This window comes from Nonomuraea cavernae (assembly GCF_040655715.1).
Lineage (GTDB): Bacteria > Actinomycetota > Actinomycetes > Streptosporangiales > Streptosporangiaceae > Nonomuraea > Nonomuraea cavernae_A.
The window spans coordinates 24,390-39,453 of the sequence record NZ_JBFAKL010000017.1 but is presented as its reverse complement, the minus strand read 5'-3'; the positions used below and the strand labels follow the sequence as shown (position 1 = coordinate 39,453).

Here is a 15,064-nt window from a genome sequence, read left to right as displayed (position 1 = left end):
ACCCGCCCGGAAGGTCAGCTGAAGGGGCGAAGGGGGAAGAATGCGGGGGCCGTTGGTCGTCAAGAGGGCGCTCAGCCAGCCGCTGCCTCTCCTGGCCGCGTTCGGGTCGATCCTGCTGGCGACCACCACACTGGTGGCGCTGACGATGTACGTCTCCTCCATCTCCGACGCCGGCGTCCGCCAGGTGATGGAGACGGCGTCGTACCGCCAGACGACCACCACGATCAGTGCCCAGGTCACCGCCGAGACCTTCCCCAGGTACGACCGGTCCGTGCGCGACGAGCTCACCAAGGTCTACACCACACCCCCCCCCCGTCACCACCAGCCTCCGCTCCGACTCGTACGTCATGCCGGGCCAGGACGGCGAGAAGCCGCCCGAGCTGCTCAGGTTCGGCAGTCACGACGGGCTCGACCGGCATGCCCGGCTGGTCTCGGGCAGATGGCCGCGGACCGGCGGACCGGCCGTCGAGGCGGCGATCTCGCTGAGCCGGACCTCAGCACGCTGACGCCCGAGCGGCTGCGCCCGCTGGCGGACGCGATCGACCAGGTGGGCGAGCGGCTGACGGGGGCCGGCTGCGCGAACTGCCTGGCCGTCAGCCGCCTGCCCGAGCTCCTCACCCAGCTCGCCACCGCGTCCCTGGTGACCCGCTCCACCATGCTGATCCCGGTGCTGCAGCTGTTGTTGCTGGCCGCGTACGCGCTGATGCTCACCGCGCGGCTGTTCGCCGACCACCGCCGCATGGAGGTGGCGCTGCTGCGCTCGCGTGGCGCGGGCACGGTGCGTCTGGCCGCGCTGGCGGGAGGTGAGGCGCTGCTGGTGGCGGTCCCGTGCGCGATCGTCGCGCCGTTCCTCGGGCCGCCGCTGCTCGCGCTGGTCCACCGGCTGCCGTGGATCAGGGCCTCGGGGGTACTCCTCGCGCCGTCGGCCGATCTCCGCGCGTTCCTCGTGTCGTTCGGCGTGGCCCTGGCCGCGGCCGTGCTGCTGGCGCTGCCGACCCTGGCGGGTGCGCGGCGCACGTACGTGGAGGAGCAGTCGGCACGCGGGCGCGGCGTGCGCGGGCTGATCGAGGGGGCTGGCGCGGACCTGGCGCTGCTGGCGGTGGCCGCGCTCGCGATCTGGCAGCTGCGGCGCTACGGCGCGCCGGTCACCGTGACGGCGACGGGCGGGCTCGGCATCGACCCGCTGATCATCTCCGGTCCGGCGCTGGCCCTGCTCGCGGGCGGCATGCTGGGGCTGCGGCTGGTGCCGCGCGTGTCGCGGCTGGCCGAGCGGGTGACCGCGCGCAGGCCCACGCTCGCCCCCGCGCTGGGGGCATGGCAGGTCAGCAGGCGGCCCCTCAAGTACGCCGGTCCCGCGCTGCTGCTGACCTTGGCGATCGCGATCGGCGTCGTGTCCATGGCCGCCACCTCCACCTGGCAGGCCTCACAGCTCGACCAGGCCGACCACCAGGCGGGGTCCGACCTGCGCCTGTCCGGGCCAGTGGAGGGGCCCGAGCTGGGGTCGCTCGGGCGGGGCACGGCGTTCACCACACTGCCCGGCGTCACCGCGGCCTCGCCCGCCTTTCGCGCGCAGACCCAGGTGAGCGGCGAGAGCGCGCTGCTGCTCGGGCTCGACGCCACCAAGCTCGGCGAGCTGTTCGACCTGCGCCCCGACCTGTCGGCGCAGACGGTCGCGCAGATGTCCCGGGCCCTCGCCGGAGACCGGGCCGGCAAGCTGGACCTGCCCGGACGACCGCGCACCCTCACCGTGCGGGTCGAGGCGGACGCCGCGGTGCCGGCGCGGATGGTGGTGTCCGACGCGCTGGGCGTGTGGCGAGATCTGTCGCTCGGCGAGCTACGGGAGGGCGGGAACCGGATCGAACTCGATCTGGTCTCGCTGGCCGGACGCTCCGGCACGATCACGTATCCGCTGTCGCTGCGCGGCCTCTTCACGGGCGAGCAGACCGGCCTGAGGCTGACCGGGCTGAGCGCCGACGGCCGGGACGTGCCGGTGTCCCAGACCTTCAGCCGGACACCGGGCGTGGACGCCTTCGCGCCGTCGCGGGAGCTCGGACCGCTGCCCGTGGTGCTCACCCCGGCCTGGCCGCCGTGCTCAAGCTGGACGTCGGGCAGACCGGGCCGGCCGGCTTCGCCGGCGGGGTCCTGCAGGTGAAAGTGGTCGGCCTCGTGGCGAGCATGCCGACGAGTGCCGCCGGCCAGCAGGCCGTGCTCGCCGATTGGGAGGCGCTGCAGGCGTACCAACTGGCCGCGGCGCAGCCGCCCCGGCCAGCCGCCGAGTGGTGGCTGGCCGCCGCCGACACCGCACCGGCGCGGGAGGTCCTGCGCAGGAGCCCCCAGTGGGACGTGACCATGGTCGACCGGCACGGGCTGACGGCGACGCTGCGGGACGATCCGCTGGCCAGCGGGCTGCAAGGGGCGCTGAGCCTGGGGTTCGCCGCGGCGCTGGGGTTCGCGGTGCTCGGGTTCCTGGTGAACGCCGTGGTCACGGCGCGGGAACGGAGGGCCGAGTTCGCCGTCCTGCGGGCGCTCGGGACCAGCTCCCGTCAGGTGTTCGGGCTGCTGGCGACGGAGCAGGCGTTCGTCATCGGGCTGTCGCTGGCGGCCGGCACCGGGCTCGGCGTGGTCGTCGGGAACCTGGTGGTCCCGCACATCGTGCTGACCGGGCAGGCGTCGGCGGTCACGCCCGGCGTGCTGCGGCTTCGGGGGTCCCTCCCGTGGGTGCGCCAGCATGACGGGTGGCCGCAGCCGCTCCCGCCGCAACCGCAACCTCCGCGGGCGGTGCGGCGCGGGCGGTGCGGCCACAGTGGAGCCACCACATCCCCGGAGCGGCGGCGGCGACTGGCAATCCGGCCACGGCCGGCAGCATCTGCATCTGTTCGGCCAGCGCGGCGCCAGTGCCGGTCAGCAGCTCAGCGCCGGTCAGCAGCCCGTTGCCCGTCTCAGCCGACTGACAAGGCTCGCTATCGCCGCAGCTGATGAGCTTAGCTGGGATTGCCTATTTCCGGCGGCTCGCCGATCTCCCTGAATGGTAGGTGACCAGTCGGCGCAGCTTGCGTCGCTGTCACCGTGAGGGGGTCGTCATGACCCTGGACGCACAGGGAATGAACGCGACCGCCCGCGCAGGCCTGAACGGTCAGGCCCCGCGCTGCGATCACATCGACCAACTCCCGGCGGTGGAGTACGGACCACCCGAATGCAAGGAATGTCTGGCCCTCGGCCAGACCTGGACACGCCTGCTGGTCTGCCTGACCTGTGGGTGGGTGGCCTGCTCCGACGGTTCGCGGGGCGGCCACGCCAAGGCTCACTACCGGGAAACCGACCATCCGGTGGTCACGGTCCTGAAGCCCCGGTCGACCTGGCGTTGGTGCTACGTACACCAGCGAACCGTATGAACGAGACGAAAGGCACTTCATGACCATCTCCGAACAGGCGGTGGAACGCCGTCAGAACTACGACGGCGCATCGCCCTTCCCCGGGGCAGAAGAGCACGCGCCAGCCGGCCGGGTCCAGGTGGGGCTGACAGCCGCGATCGTGGTCCTGCCGTTCATCGCACTCGGCGTCGCGATCTTCCTGGCGTGGGGGCAGGGGGTCACACTCGCCGACCTGGTGCTTGCCGCGGTTCTCTATGTGGTGACTGGTCTGGGGGTGACGGTCGGCTTCCATCGGCTGCTCACCCATGCCTCCTTCACCGCCCGGCCATGGTTGCGCGTGGCGTTGGCCGTCGCCGGGTCGATGGGCTTTCAGGGCAACGTGATCGACTGGGTGGCGGTGCATCGCCGCCACCACGCCTTCACCGACCGGCCTGGTGATCCGCACTCTCCCTACCGGTACGGCACCGGCCTGCGTGGGCAGCTTCGGGGGCTTGCCCACGCCCATCTGGGCTGGCTGTTCGCCGACGATTCGACCCCGGCCGCGCGTTACGCTCCGGATCTGCTGGCCGACGCGGCCATGACGCGCGTAGCTCGTGCCTTCCCCGCGCTGTGCGCGCTGTCGCTGGTGCTGCCGTTCCTGGCCGGGTGGGCGATCACCACCACCCTGTACGGCGGCCTGACCGCTTTCCTGTGGGCCGGGCTGCTCCGTGTCGCGCTGCTCCAGCACGTCACCTGGAGCGTCAACTCCCTGTGCCACGTCATCGGCAACAGGCCCTTCAAGACCCGCCGCCACGACCGCTCCACCAACCTGTGGCCGCTGGCCCTGCTGTCCTTCGGCGAAAGCTGGCACAACGGCCACCACAGCGAGCCCAGCTGCGCCCGTCACGGCCTCGATCGCGGCCAGATCGACCCATCCGCCGGCATGATCGGCCTGTTCGAACGGCTCGGCTGGGCGAGCCACGTGCACTGGCCCGACCACGAACGCATCCAACTCCGCCGCGCCGGCCCGAGACTGACGCCCGGTCGAGACTAGCGTCAGCCCTCCTCTGCGGGTCCACACCACCACCTGGCACCTAGAGTGGGGGCAATGGCCCGGATGGGCGCCGCCCAGGCGGGAAGGGGTGGCAGGCATGGAGTTGCGTCAGTTGCGCTATTTCGTGACGCTGGCCGAAGAGTTGCATTTCGGCCACGCGGCTGCCCGCGAGCACATCGTGCAGTCCGCGCTGAGCCAGCAGATCCAGCGCCTGGAACGCGAGTTGGGCGTGCGACTGCTGGATCGCAGCACCCACCACGTCGATCTGACGCCGGCGGGCGCCGCCTTCCTCATCGAGGCGCGTCAGATCCTCAACCACGTGGGCCGGGCCGGACAGGCCGCCCGCAACGCCGTCACGTCGGTGCCCACACTGCGTGCCGGCATCATTGACGCCGGCTACGACACCATGCCGCAGATCCTGCACGAACTTCAGCGCAGCCATCCCGATATCACGATCCACCAGGTCGAAGCGGGCACCCCCGAGCAGTACCGGCAACTGGCCGACGGCCGCCTGGACATCGCCATCGGCCCCGCCCTCCAAGCCCCGACCGAGGTGGCGTCCAAGCTGATCAGGCTCGATCCGCTCGGCGTGCTGGTGCCCGACGACCACCGCTTCGCCGATATGGAAGGCGTACCCGTGGCCGCCCTCGCCGACGAACTCCTGTTGTTCGGTGAGGAGTCCCAGACGCCGGAGCTCAACAGGTTGGTCATCGATCTGTGCCGTTCGGCCGGGTTCGCACCCACCCTGTACGAGGGCACCGTCGAGAGTTCCCGAGCCGCGGCCGACCTCGTCCTTCAGCACCGCTGCGTGCACTGCGTGCCATCCTCATTCCGCACCTCCAACCGGCCGGGCACCACCTGGCGGCCCGTGATCGAACCTGCCACGCACTACCCCTGGTCACTGTTATGGCACGACACCAACCCCTCTCCCCACATCGCCACCGTCATCAACAGCGCCCAGCGACTGGCCGAGCGACTCAGCTGGCTGGACCCATCAGCCCCGCCACCGGACCAGCGCCCGGCGAGTGCCACCAGCCACAGCGATGAGCCTGTCTGACGCACCGGCTCCAACCTGGCGTACACCACGAATGCCCTGGTGATCGGTGCTGGAGATGAACTTTTCCCGGATCGCCTGTTTCCGTACGGCACGCGTGGATGTCGACTGGAGATGAACACGTTCGACCGACGACGCCGACAACCAGACGACGGTCGGCCCCTGCTTCGACCGGTCCGGAAGACCGATCCCATGCAGCCATCGATGCACCGCCAAAGGAGCTCGGCCATGGGTATCATCGCGTGGATCATCCTCGGACTGGTCGCCGGGGCGGTGGCCAGAATGCTGGTCCCCGGCAAGGATCCACAAGGTTTGATCATCACGTTCGTACTCGGCGTCGCCGGGGCGCTGCTGGGTGGGTTCGTGGCCACCCAGGTGTTCCACCTCTCCGGCATCCAGGGGTTCTTCGACCTGTCCACCTGGCTGTGCGCCATCGTCGGCGCGGCAGTCCTGCTGCTCGCCTACCAGCTCATCACCGGTCGGCACTCGGATGACCGGGCCGGTCGCCGATGAGTCCGCTCAGCGTCCTCCGGAGTTCGGGCTCCGGAGGCGGCGGAGGGGGGACGTGATGCCCGTCGCCGGAGCCATCGCGGTCGTCGCCTTCGGCGCGATGCTCACTTTCGCCCTGGCCGACGGGTCGGTGGGCGGATTCGGCCTGCGCATCGCGGGCGTCATCCTGATGCTCGGCGGCGTCCTCGGGCTGTCGCTGCCCCTGCTCCGCACCAGCTCACGCTGGAGCCAGTCAACCGCCCGCAGCCGGCAGGACGCCATCGATGACCGGCCACCGCCCAGCCCGGCTGATCTGTCCGGCCACGACGCCAGGCAAAAACGCGGCCTCAGGCCTCCCGGCAACCGCCGGCCCTGACCGGCGCCTCATCAGCGAAGGGCCAAGCCGAACTCAAACCGCTGCTCTCACCTTCCAGCCCTCGGCAGAAGGTGAGGGCGGCGCCTGCTCCCGGAGGCAGGCATGCCCACGATGACCACAATCGTCGCCGCCGCCGCTCCCCCCGTCCGAGCCGCTGCCCAACAGCGATCCTGCCGACTGATCCACCCGATGGGCGCCGGCTCGAGTTTCACTTCTCCCGCCAGGGCGCGCAAGGCGCCTTTATCCCCGTACCACCGCGACTGAGCTGAGCGCGTGGTACAGAACGCCGAGGGTGACGGATCCGAGCATCACGGTGCCGATCGCCCCTCGGCCCTGGGAGCCCACGACGACCAGATCCGCCTTTTCGGAAGCGCGGGCGAGGGCGTCGACGGGGTGGATTCGCTGGACGTCCTCGATCACCTGAACCTGCGGATATCGCTGCCGCCATCCCTGGAGGATGCCGGCCGCGACCTGGCACTGGGCGGCGTGGATCTCGTCCAGGTCATGGGCGCTTTCGGGGATGTGGGCGTGCGCCGGCGGCTGCCACGCGTAGACGGCGCGCAGCGTGCTCGCGCGGAGCATCGCCTGCTCGAAAGCGTAGGCGAGGGCGGGTTCGCCGGCGTGATAGTCGTCGAGCCCGATGACGATCTCCCCGTTGGGGGTGTCAGGGTCGGAGCGGACGACGACCACCGGGCCGTGCGCGTGCCCGGCTACGTGGGTGCTCACCGAACCGAGCACGGCTCCGGGGAAGCCGCCAAGGCCTCTGCCGCCGATCACGACCTCGGCGGAGTTGCCGGCTTGACCGCGCAACATCGCCGCGGCGGCGCCCTCATATAGCTGGCTGGTGACGTCGATGCCGGGCTGCCGCTTGCGCGCGATCGCCTCGGCGTCGGTCAGAACGCTCTGCGCGTTGAGCGTGACGGCATCACCTTGGTCCAGGGTGGAGAACTTAGCGATCTCGTACGGCGAGCGGTCCACGGCGTGGACGATGTGGAGCCGGGTGGCCGCGCGTGCGGCGTCGTCGGCCGCCCACTCGACCGCCGCGGTCGCGGCTTCCGAGCCGTCGGCTCCCACGACAATGACACGATTCATGGCTCCTCCAGATTTGTACCAGCTATTTGCTCATCGCTCGGGGCGCCGATATACCGGCCCACGGCCCGGCATATCGGGCGTTTGCCGTCGAGATTATTGACGGTGGTCGCGGTCAGTGCTTGAACATGCCTTTGATCTTTCCGCTACGCTGCCTCAGACTGTTTCCAGCTCGGCTAGCTGCACCTTTCGACTCCAGGTGCTGGTTTCCGGTGGCGCGGCCGAAGTAGAGCATGATCCAGCCCTGGACGGCCCGCGTCGTGGACTTGATCTTCCGTGTCAGGTTCACAGCGTTTCCCTTCAGCTGCTCCCGGGCGTCCGTCCCGTAGAGCCGTGGATACGCCGTCGCCGGGGCACCATGCCCGGCCGACGTTTACGGTCGCAACACGACCTGGCCCCAGGGTGCTCTTCCGGACTGAGAACAGGAAACAAGTAATCGCCGTCCTGATTATCACCGCGATCGATAACAGCCCCGCGCAAGCCGCGGTCCAGGCGCTCGCATTCACCCGGCTGTCACGCGCCAGGAGCCCGGTATGCGACCTCCATCCGCGTGGCATCGTCGATCTCCTCTGGCGTCAGCAGGACAGCCGTCTTCGTTCGTACCGCCCCGGACGCCGATATGGTGAGACCCACAGCGGCCGAAGCCGCATTGCTCGGCAGGTCGACGATCACATACGTGTCCGTCTCGCCGAACGCGAAATACATCTGCTCGACCCGGCCGCCGACGCTTTCCACCATGCGCTCCACCGCCTGCCGGCGTCCGGTGCCGCCATCTTGCAACACTCCTTTGAGGCCATCCGCGGTGTAGGTCGCCTGAATCAGGTACTTGGGCATCGTCGAGTCCCTCTTCTCGTGCCGCCACCCTGCGCTGGGCGGCTATTGCGGTCACGGGTCGAAGTTCTCGGCTTGGGGTGACGGTAATCCCACCCGCTGTACTGGTTTTCCCTGTCGCGGTCTTACGCTGCGGATGCAGGCAAGAAGCCGAGTCGGCTCGTCCACCCACCACATGCCGGGACGCGGGCACCCCGCCTCGGGACGCCCGCGCCACATGCTTCCGCGTCAGAAGTCGTCGGCAGTGCGGATCCGATCACGAACCCAGACACCGGCCTCCTTGAGGCGCCCCGTCCCGGCGAACGAGCCGTTCGGGCAGGTTCCGGTGGTGAAGACGGCGCCCGTGCGGAAGTCGTCGGAGAAGTTCCAGTTCACCCAGCTGATCTTCTTCTGTGCCAGCAGATCGAGGTACTGCTGCGACCTGGCGAAATTGTTGGCTCCGTCGCCGGACGCCTCCTGGGTGCCGAACTCGGTCACGAAGATCGGCAGCCGGTCGGCGGCCCGGGTCAGCGTGTTCAGGTACAGGGCGTCGTGCGTGGCCGCGTAGAAGTGGAACGTGTACATGATGTTGGCCGCGTTGACCGGGTTGTTGATGATCTCGGTCTCGTTGCCGCCGCCGGAGACGCCGAGCGATGACCACGCGCGGGTGCCGACCAGGACCGGGGCGTCGGGGTCGTACTGCCGGATCACCGGGATGAGCTGGTGCGCGTAGTCGCGGATGACGGACCAGGTGACGGCGTCGCCGTTCGGCTCGTTGGCGATCTCGTACAGGACGTTCTTCTTGCCGTCGTGTCGCTGGGCGATCTCGGTGAAGAACGTCTTGGCCCGGCTGAGGTTGTACATCGGGTCACCGGGGGTGAGCATGTGCCAGTCCACGATCGCGTACATCCCGCGAGCGGTGGCCATCTCGATCAGGGAGTGGACGCGGTCGGTGAACAGCCGGGGGTTGGTCTCGTAGCCGCCTTCCTGAACGTACATCGAGATGCGCAGGACGTCGGCCTTCCAGTCGTTCGCCAGCGCGTCAAGCGACGCGTTGTTGAGGCACTGGTCGTACCACTGGATGCCGTGGCTGCTCATGCCGCGCAACTGGATCTGCTTGCCGTTCTCGTTGCAGAGCTTGATCCCGCACACCCGCAACTGCCCGTTGGCCTGTACCGGAGTGCCGCCGCCCCCGCCGCCTGTGGGAGTCCCGTAGACCTCCATCTCCCACAGGGAGTAGCCGTAGGGGGTGCCGCGTTGCGTGCCGTACACCCGCACGTACCGGCCGCTGCCGCTGACCGTGAGGTCGTCGGTCGCTCCGTCGCCGGCGGCGGTGGAGTAGACGTCGCTCCAGGTCGACCCGTCGGCCGAGGTCTGCACCCGGTACGCACTGGCGTAGGCGACCTCCCAGGTCAACCGCACCCGGGAGACGGTGTGCGTGGAGCCGAGGTCCACCCGGATCCACTGCGGGTCCACCCCCTCGGCACTGGCCCACCGCGTGGACGTGCTGCCGTCCACCGCCTTGCCCGGCTCCAGGCCGGCGGCCTCCATCGAGGAGGCCGTCACGGTCTTGCCCTGTGACACCAGCGGGTCGGCCGCCGCCGGCCGCGCTCCGGCCGCGCTCGCGCCGGACGGCACCATCAGCGGCACCACCAGCGCGGCCACGACCGCGAAGATCCTCGCAACTGCACTTCGCCTCACGAAACGACTCCGATCCCGACCGGGTTAGGAAAGTTTCTTAACTTGCGGCGCAGCATAAATTGACAAAGGACATCACACAAGACCAAAGTTCAAGAAAAGGCTTACTGGTGCCTCGCGCAGCCCCGCTCAGCCCTGATGAGGACCTCCTGGCGGTGCTGGACAAGGCGGGTTGGTCAGGAGTCCTTACCATCAAGGATCTCCCTATGCCGTTGATGGCGGTACGCACCTACCGCGGCGCCTACGCGTCATCGGACGATCATCCTCAGCAAAGCGATGATGCCGGCGAAGGACACCACGATCACCGATCCCACCATCACCGGCCAGATCCGCCCCTGAAGCCAGAACGTGTCTGGTGACCAGACTTCCACCTGCGCCCTAAGCCGTATCTCCTCCTGCTGGGCGTGCGGTCTTTCCGGCGAGGAGGGCACTGAGCAGGGCACCGAGCAGGGCCGTGAGCATGAAGCCGACCACCACGGGGATCCCTATCAGCATGCCGAACGCAAGGGTCTCGTTGGACACCCAGGAGTCATACTCCGGCTGGAGCGCGTCGACCGCCAGCATGACGAAGGGGGCCACCAGACCAACGGCCGGCCAGGAGGGCAGGCGGGCAGGCGGGCCAACCACGCGGCCACCATGCTGAGCGGGAAGGGCGCCAGCGCGAAGGCCATTGCCAACTTGAGCGCCGCATCACAACGGCCGAGTCGAGAGCGTCGGCAGCGCGTGACCGGTACAGCAGCACCTCGTGCAGGCGCTGCCACACCCCGGCCTTGTTCCACTCGCCCAGCCGACGCCGGCAGGTCATGCCCGCTCCTCTCTCCATGGCTACAGCGAGAGATCAAAGCACAGCAGAGATCACTCTGGTAGGACCTCTGAAACCGTGACGTCGTGTTCGACCCATGTTCCCCGGTAGAGGCCGTCGCCTTCCCACTCAACGGCGTACGTGTATTCACCGGCCGCGGTGGGGGTGTCGGCGAAGCTGAAAGACCCGTCACCAGCGGGCGCCAGCTCGAACAGTTGGGTCATGTCAGCGCGAGAAAGAGCGCGGTACACCTTGAGCGAGGTGGTCGGCGGGAAAACCTGGTCACCGGCCTTCAGCACACCGCTGAACTGGAGCTGTTCGCCAACGGTCCCTTCTGTCGGCCCGGACAGGGTCAGGGACGAAGGAGGCAGAGTTATGGATACGGTCTTGAAGGCCTTACTCCACCGGTGATCCGAACTGCCGTTCCAGAGCACGTCATACGTGACTTTGTTCACCGGCTGTGTGTCGGTGATGGTGAACGTGCCATCCGCCGCGGTTGTCACATCCGGGAGTGGTGTCACGACAGGACTGGTACCTCCAAGCCGCGTGCGGGTCACTGTGACTGTCTGCGCACCCGGAGCCGAACCATCGCTCAGCGTGAGCCGTCCCGTCAGGGTGAACTCTTCGTACACGATCGCGTTGGATGGCCCCGTCAAGGTCAGCTTGGACGATGGGAGAGTCACTCCGTGCAGCCGCCACAGACGGAGCCGCTTGTCCTGCCCCCACAGCACGGCGAAGACATCGGTCCCGGAGAAGGCGAGACTCCCGGGGAGGCCGGCCAGCGGTGGGGTGGCAGTGTGCAGCTTCGTCGCCGTGGCAGCGTCGTACAGGGCGAGGGCGCCCTTCACCCCGCCTACGACGTGGGCGCCGTCCGGGCTGATCGCGACGGCCGCCGGAGAGCCCTCCGATTCCGCGGCATAGTCACGGACCTTGGCCAGACTGGTGGTGTCCCAGGCGCCGAGCCGGTGAGTGTCGGCATCCACCGAGATGACCGTCGAACCGTCGGGCGTTATGGCGAGATCGCTTGGGAGACTCTGGTTGTACGTGTGACTCTCGATTTCGCCGCGCAGGGTGGCGGGGGTGCCGCTGACGTCGTATATCAGCAGGTCGGACGGCCCGGCGGTGGGATCGATCAGCGGACCGGCGGACGTGTTGGCAACCACCAGCGTGTCCCCCGCGGCGGCGACCCGCGGCGCGCCGTACGTACTGGCGTCGATGCTGACGGGCTCCGGTGTCGGCGCCGACAGTTCGAGACCGATGACGCCGCCTCCAGCCTCGCCCCAGCAGCCGTAGCCGACCCACAACCGGCTACCGGACAGCGACAGGTTCACCGGGCACGGGTAAGCGGTCAGGTCGATTCGCCGGATGATGGTGAGGTCGGCGGCGTCGACTTCGGCCACCTGATTCGAACCGCCCAGCGCGGCGTACAGGCGGGTGCCATCCGGGCTGAGGGCCAGGCCGGCCGCGCCGGACAAGCCGGTGATGGCACCTGTGAGGACGCCCTGGGTGTCCGCGACGATGATCCGGCTGTTTGCGGAGACGAAGACTTTTCCGCCGCCTGCGGCCACGTCACCGCTCCGCGCGCCGACAGGGGGGATGAGCGTACCGAGATCCGTCGTGGAGTCGGCGGCCGAGGCGGCCGGCGCGAGCGAGGCGAGGAGGCCGGCCGCCACGGCTAAGGCGCTGCCGAGCGCGAGCAGGCGGCGCGTCACTGGTGATCTGGTCGTAGTACCGCGTTTCGGGAGTCGCGGTAAGCGCACGTGTCCTCCTAAGCCGGTCAGGTGCCGTCCATCGACTTGAATGGCGACGCCTGCTCTATGGGAACAAACGTTCGATCTGCTGTGATCATGATGGCGGGTGTACCGGGAGTCAAGCCCCGTCGAGTCCTCACGTGGGCTCAGGATGATCCCCGGGGCCACAGAACGCCGACCCACACCGGCTGTCGGTCATCTACTCCACTTCGCCGCCGACACGACCGGCACCCAGTGGACCGCGTATCCCGGTTCGGCCTTGCGATCTCCCGCGAGGGAGCAGACTAGGCTGCGACGATGGAACGCGTAACCGACGGACCCGAGAGTCTCGCACCACGGCGTCCTGACTGGGATTCGACCGCGACCCAGCCTGCAGATCCGGCCCCGGCGAATGACTACGACAGCTTCGCCGAGGCGTACTCGGCGGAAACCGAGAACAACCTCCAGAACGCGTACTACGCGCGGCCCGCGATCATTGCCCTCGCCGGAGACGTGGCCGGCCGCCGGATCCTGGACGCCGGCTGCGGTTCAGGCCCCCTGTCCGCTGCACTGCGCGATCGCGGTGCCGTCGTCACCGGCATCGACGCCAGCGCCGGGATGCTGGCGTTGGCCAGGCAGCGGCTCGGTGACGACGCGGACCTGCACGTGGTCGACCTGAACGACCGCCTGCCGTTCGACGACGGCGCGTTCGACGACGTGGTCGCGTCACTGGTGCTGCACTACCTGGAGGACTGGGGGCCGACGCTGGCCGAGATACGGCGAGTGCTCAGGCCCGGCGGCCGGCTGATCGCGTCGGTGGACCACCCTTTCGTGGCCTACATGATGCAAGATCCCCGGCCCGACTACTTCGCGCCCACCAGCTATACCTTCGACTGGACGTTCAACGGGCAGTCCTTCCCGATGAAGTTCTGGCGCAGGCCGTTGCACGCGATGACCGATGCCTTCACCACCGCCGGCTTCCGCCTTACCGTCATCAGCGAACCGCAGCCCGACCCGGCCGCGCGTGAGCTGTTCCCCGACGACTTCCATGACCTTTCGACCAAGCTCAGCTTCCTGTTCTTCGTCGTCGAGGTACCGCAGTCGGCTGCGGGCTCAAAAGACCAGATCTAGAGGCCAGAGGAGCCCTGTCTTGTGCCCACTGCCGACGGCTGTCGGCCCAGAAGCAGGAATGACCTCATAGATCATCAACAGCATCCGAACTTTGTGTCAGGGCTAATTTCGTGAGATTTGAACGCCATCATGAGAATCGCGGCAAGATAGCTCCCAAAGAAGATCGCCGTTCCGGTGGGGCTGATGGATCTCTTACAGGTGATGGTGTACGGCGGGCTCGGCGGCCTGGTCGTTGAGTTTATGAGCAGCTGGGCCTATCTGAGAGAGTGGCAGGCCGCCCGGCGAGAGCACTTGCGTGTGGACAAACAGCCGTTGCCGCGGCTGAGCGACTACGTCGACCTCCCGGCCGACACGCTGGTGGCGCTGACCCGGATCGTCCTGGGCGCCCTGAGCGGGAGCTTGCTCGCATCTCAGGTGACCGGCCCGATCGCGGCGATCGCCGTGGGTGCGGCGGCGCCCGCACTGTTGAAGCAGATCGGGAGCGCGCAGTCGCTGGGCGCGGCCCAGCAACACGCCGAGGCACTTGGGGAACCCCCGGTGCCTCCCGGGCAGGTTCCATGAGTGGCGTCTCCTTCGGCCGCAGGTACTGGGCAAGCCTCGTAGGCGGCCATCCAGCACCGGTTCCCCCGCCCAGGGCCCGGGAGGGCGTCGCACTTTGGCAGCGCTACTGGGCGTCGTTGACGGGCAAGCCGCTGCGGCTCTCCTACGGGCCGGCCGCGGTCGCTGTACCCGTCGTGAGGGATACGCGAAGGGAAGCGCCGGCGAAGCCCGGGATCGAGACACTCACCGACGCGTTGAGGAGCGCCACCGGCGCCGTTCAGCGGCGAACCCGGGCGGCATCGCTGATCGCGGCGATCGAGACCAGACGGGAGCATCTCACGGACGATCTAGCGGCCCGCGTGACCGCCTTGCTCCTGCCGTTGCGTGGAGACGACCGGTTCCTCACCTTCGCCGTCGACCGCGCGCTCGCGCGGATCCGCGGCGAGGACGTTCCCAGCGGTCTCCGCATCGAGACGCGGTTCGCGATGGCTGCCGGGGAGGACAATGACCACGGCCGGGTGCGGGTGGCCCGCGGCCCCGTCCAGCTGACCGCAGCCCTGACCCAGGACGGCCGTCTCCGGGTAGGCGCCAGCGCGACCCTCGACGTGAGAGAAGCCGAATCGATAGCACGTACGTACGGGACGATGTTTCTTCCGATCCGCGTGACGGACGCGTCCGGCTCGGTTCGCGTATGGATGGTCCTCCGGGCGGGATCCAGCGACGCGCACGGCGAACTGAGCCTTCCCGAGCCAGTCGGCGCCCACGTGACCATCGACCTGGACGGACTGCCGGCCGGATCAGCGGAGATCGCTGATAGGTCCGAGGAGGAACTCGTCCGTTCGCTCACCGCGGTCACGACGAGACACGATCTGGCCAGTTGGGAGGCGATCGCTCGGGATCTTCCGGACGGTCATCCACTCAGGCAGGCGCTGGATTCCTGA

15 protein-coding genes are annotated in these 15,064 nt (G+C 68.7%); 10 read left to right on the top strand and 5 right to left on the bottom strand.

All coding sequences use genetic code 11. From position 1 onward, the window contains the following. The first annotated feature begins 40 nt into the window (after nt 1-40). From AB0I38_RS24045 to AB0I38_RS24015, 7 genes are all read left to right on the top strand, one after another. Entirely contained in the window at nt 41-2,152 is a 2,112-nt protein-coding gene (locus tag AB0I38_RS24045) for an FtsX-like permease family protein (RefSeq protein WP_358471646.1), read from the top strand. Next, nucleotides 2,089-2,976: an ABC transporter permease gene (locus AB0I38_RS24040; RefSeq protein WP_358471644.1), complete on the top strand. Its 888-nt coding sequence runs from the start codon at nt 2,089-2,091 to the stop codon at nt 2,974-2,976. The genes AB0I38_RS24045 and AB0I38_RS24040 overlap by 64 nt, the downstream gene beginning before the upstream one ends. Nucleotides 2,977-3,080: 104 nt before the next feature. Beyond that, nucleotides 3,081-3,392, top strand: a complete 312-nt coding sequence (locus AB0I38_RS24035) for a UBP-type zinc finger domain-containing protein (RefSeq protein ID WP_358471642.1) — start codon at nt 3,081-3,083, stop codon at nt 3,390-3,392. Nucleotides 3,393-3,411: 19 nt separating this feature from the next. Then, the gene (locus tag AB0I38_RS24030) at nt 3,412-4,404 is read left to right on the top strand and encodes an acyl-CoA desaturase (protein ID WP_358471641.1); all 993 of its coding nucleotides are present in this window, start codon (nt 3,412-3,414) and stop codon (nt 4,402-4,404) included. 97 nt (nt 4,405-4,501) lie between these two features. Continuing rightward, nucleotides 4,502-5,461, top strand: a complete 960-nt coding sequence (locus tag AB0I38_RS24025) for a LysR family transcriptional regulator (RefSeq protein WP_358471639.1) — start codon at nt 4,502-4,504, stop codon at nt 5,459-5,461. A 225-nt stretch (nt 5,462-5,686) separates the two neighbouring features. Beyond that, nucleotides 5,687-5,971, top strand: coding sequence for a GlsB/YeaQ/YmgE family stress response membrane protein (locus AB0I38_RS24020; protein ID WP_358471637.1), 285 nt, complete (start codon nt 5,687-5,689; stop codon nt 5,969-5,971). A 55-nt stretch (nt 5,972-6,026) separates the two neighbouring features. Continuing rightward, nucleotides 6,027-6,323, top strand: coding sequence for a hypothetical protein (locus tag AB0I38_RS24015; RefSeq protein WP_358471635.1), 297 nt, complete (start codon nt 6,027-6,029; stop codon nt 6,321-6,323). A gap of 240 nt (nt 6,324-6,563) precedes the next feature. Here AB0I38_RS24015 and AB0I38_RS24010 read toward each other — a convergent pair whose 3' ends face one another. The 5 genes from AB0I38_RS24010 to AB0I38_RS23985 all read right to left on the bottom strand — a co-directional run bounded on the left by AB0I38_RS24010 (nt 6,564) and on the right by AB0I38_RS23985 (nt 12,434). Next, nucleotides 6,564-7,415, bottom strand: a complete 852-nt coding sequence (locus tag AB0I38_RS24010) for a universal stress protein (protein ID WP_358471633.1) — start codon at nt 7,413-7,415, stop codon at nt 6,564-6,566. 510 nt (nt 7,416-7,925) lie between these two features. Continuing rightward, nucleotides 7,926-8,246, bottom strand: a complete 321-nt coding sequence (locus AB0I38_RS24005; protein ID WP_358471631.1) for a GYD domain-containing protein — start codon at nt 8,244-8,246, stop codon at nt 7,926-7,928. 225 nt (nt 8,247-8,471) lie between these two features. After that, entirely contained in the window at nt 8,472-9,923 is a 1,452-nt protein-coding gene (locus AB0I38_RS24000) for a cellulase family glycosylhydrolase (RefSeq protein ID WP_358471629.1), read from the bottom strand. Nucleotides 9,924-10,298: 375 nt separating this feature from the next. Continuing rightward, nucleotides 10,299-10,547 (bottom strand): hypothetical protein, encoded by a 249-nt coding sequence (locus tag AB0I38_RS23995; protein WP_358471933.1) that lies wholly within the window; start codon nt 10,545-10,547, stop codon nt 10,299-10,301. A gap of 228 nt (nt 10,548-10,775) precedes the next feature. Continuing rightward, complete coding sequence (locus tag AB0I38_RS23985; RefSeq protein WP_358471627.1) at nt 10,776-12,434, bottom strand: WD40 repeat domain-containing protein; 1,659 nt, start codon at nt 12,432-12,434, stop codon at nt 10,776-10,778. A gap of 336 nt (nt 12,435-12,770) precedes the next feature. Between AB0I38_RS23985 and AB0I38_RS23980 the strand changes: the two genes are divergently transcribed. From AB0I38_RS23980 to AB0I38_RS23970, 3 genes are all read left to right on the top strand, one after another. Continuing rightward, complete coding sequence (locus AB0I38_RS23980; protein ID WP_358471625.1) at nt 12,771-13,583, top strand: class I SAM-dependent methyltransferase; 813 nt, start codon at nt 12,771-12,773, stop codon at nt 13,581-13,583. 183 nt (nt 13,584-13,766) lie between these two features. After that, nucleotides 13,767-14,144 (top strand): hypothetical protein, encoded by a 378-nt coding sequence (locus AB0I38_RS23975; protein WP_358471624.1) that lies wholly within the window; start codon nt 13,767-13,769, stop codon nt 14,142-14,144. Between the two features lie 116 nt (nt 14,145-14,260). Next, nucleotides 14,261-15,064, top strand: a complete 804-nt coding sequence (locus AB0I38_RS23970; protein WP_358471622.1) for a hypothetical protein — start codon at nt 14,261-14,263, stop codon at nt 15,062-15,064.

Coding starts and splice junctions, on each gene's coding strand:
- AB0I38_RS23975 (WP_358471624.1), top strand. CDS start 13,767: ATGGATCTCTTACAGGTGATGGTGTACGGCGGGCTCGGCGGCCTGGTC.
- AB0I38_RS24045 (WP_358471646.1), top strand. CDS start 41: ATGCGGGGGCCGTTGGTCGTCAAGAGGGCGCTCAGCCAGCCGCTGCCT.
- AB0I38_RS24005 (WP_358471631.1), bottom strand. CDS start 8,246: ATGCCCAAGTACCTGATTCAGGCGACCTACACCGCGGATGGCCTCAAA.
- AB0I38_RS24025 (WP_358471639.1), top strand. CDS start 4,502: ATGGAGTTGCGTCAGTTGCGCTATTTCGTGACGCTGGCCGAAGAGTTG.
- AB0I38_RS23980 (WP_358471625.1), top strand. CDS start 12,771: ATGGAACGCGTAACCGACGGACCCGAGAGTCTCGCACCACGGCGTCCT.
- AB0I38_RS24015 (WP_358471635.1), top strand. CDS start 6,027: ATGCCCGTCGCCGGAGCCATCGCGGTCGTCGCCTTCGGCGCGATGCTC.
- AB0I38_RS24035 (WP_358471642.1), top strand. CDS start 3,081: ATGACCCTGGACGCACAGGGAATGAACGCGACCGCCCGCGCAGGCCTG.
- AB0I38_RS24030 (WP_358471641.1), top strand. CDS start 3,412: ATGACCATCTCCGAACAGGCGGTGGAACGCCGTCAGAACTACGACGGC.
- AB0I38_RS24010 (WP_358471633.1), bottom strand. CDS start 7,415: ATGAATCGTGTCATTGTCGTGGGAGCCGACGGCTCGGAAGCCGCGACC.
- AB0I38_RS24020 (WP_358471637.1), top strand. CDS start 5,687: ATGGGTATCATCGCGTGGATCATCCTCGGACTGGTCGCCGGGGCGGTG.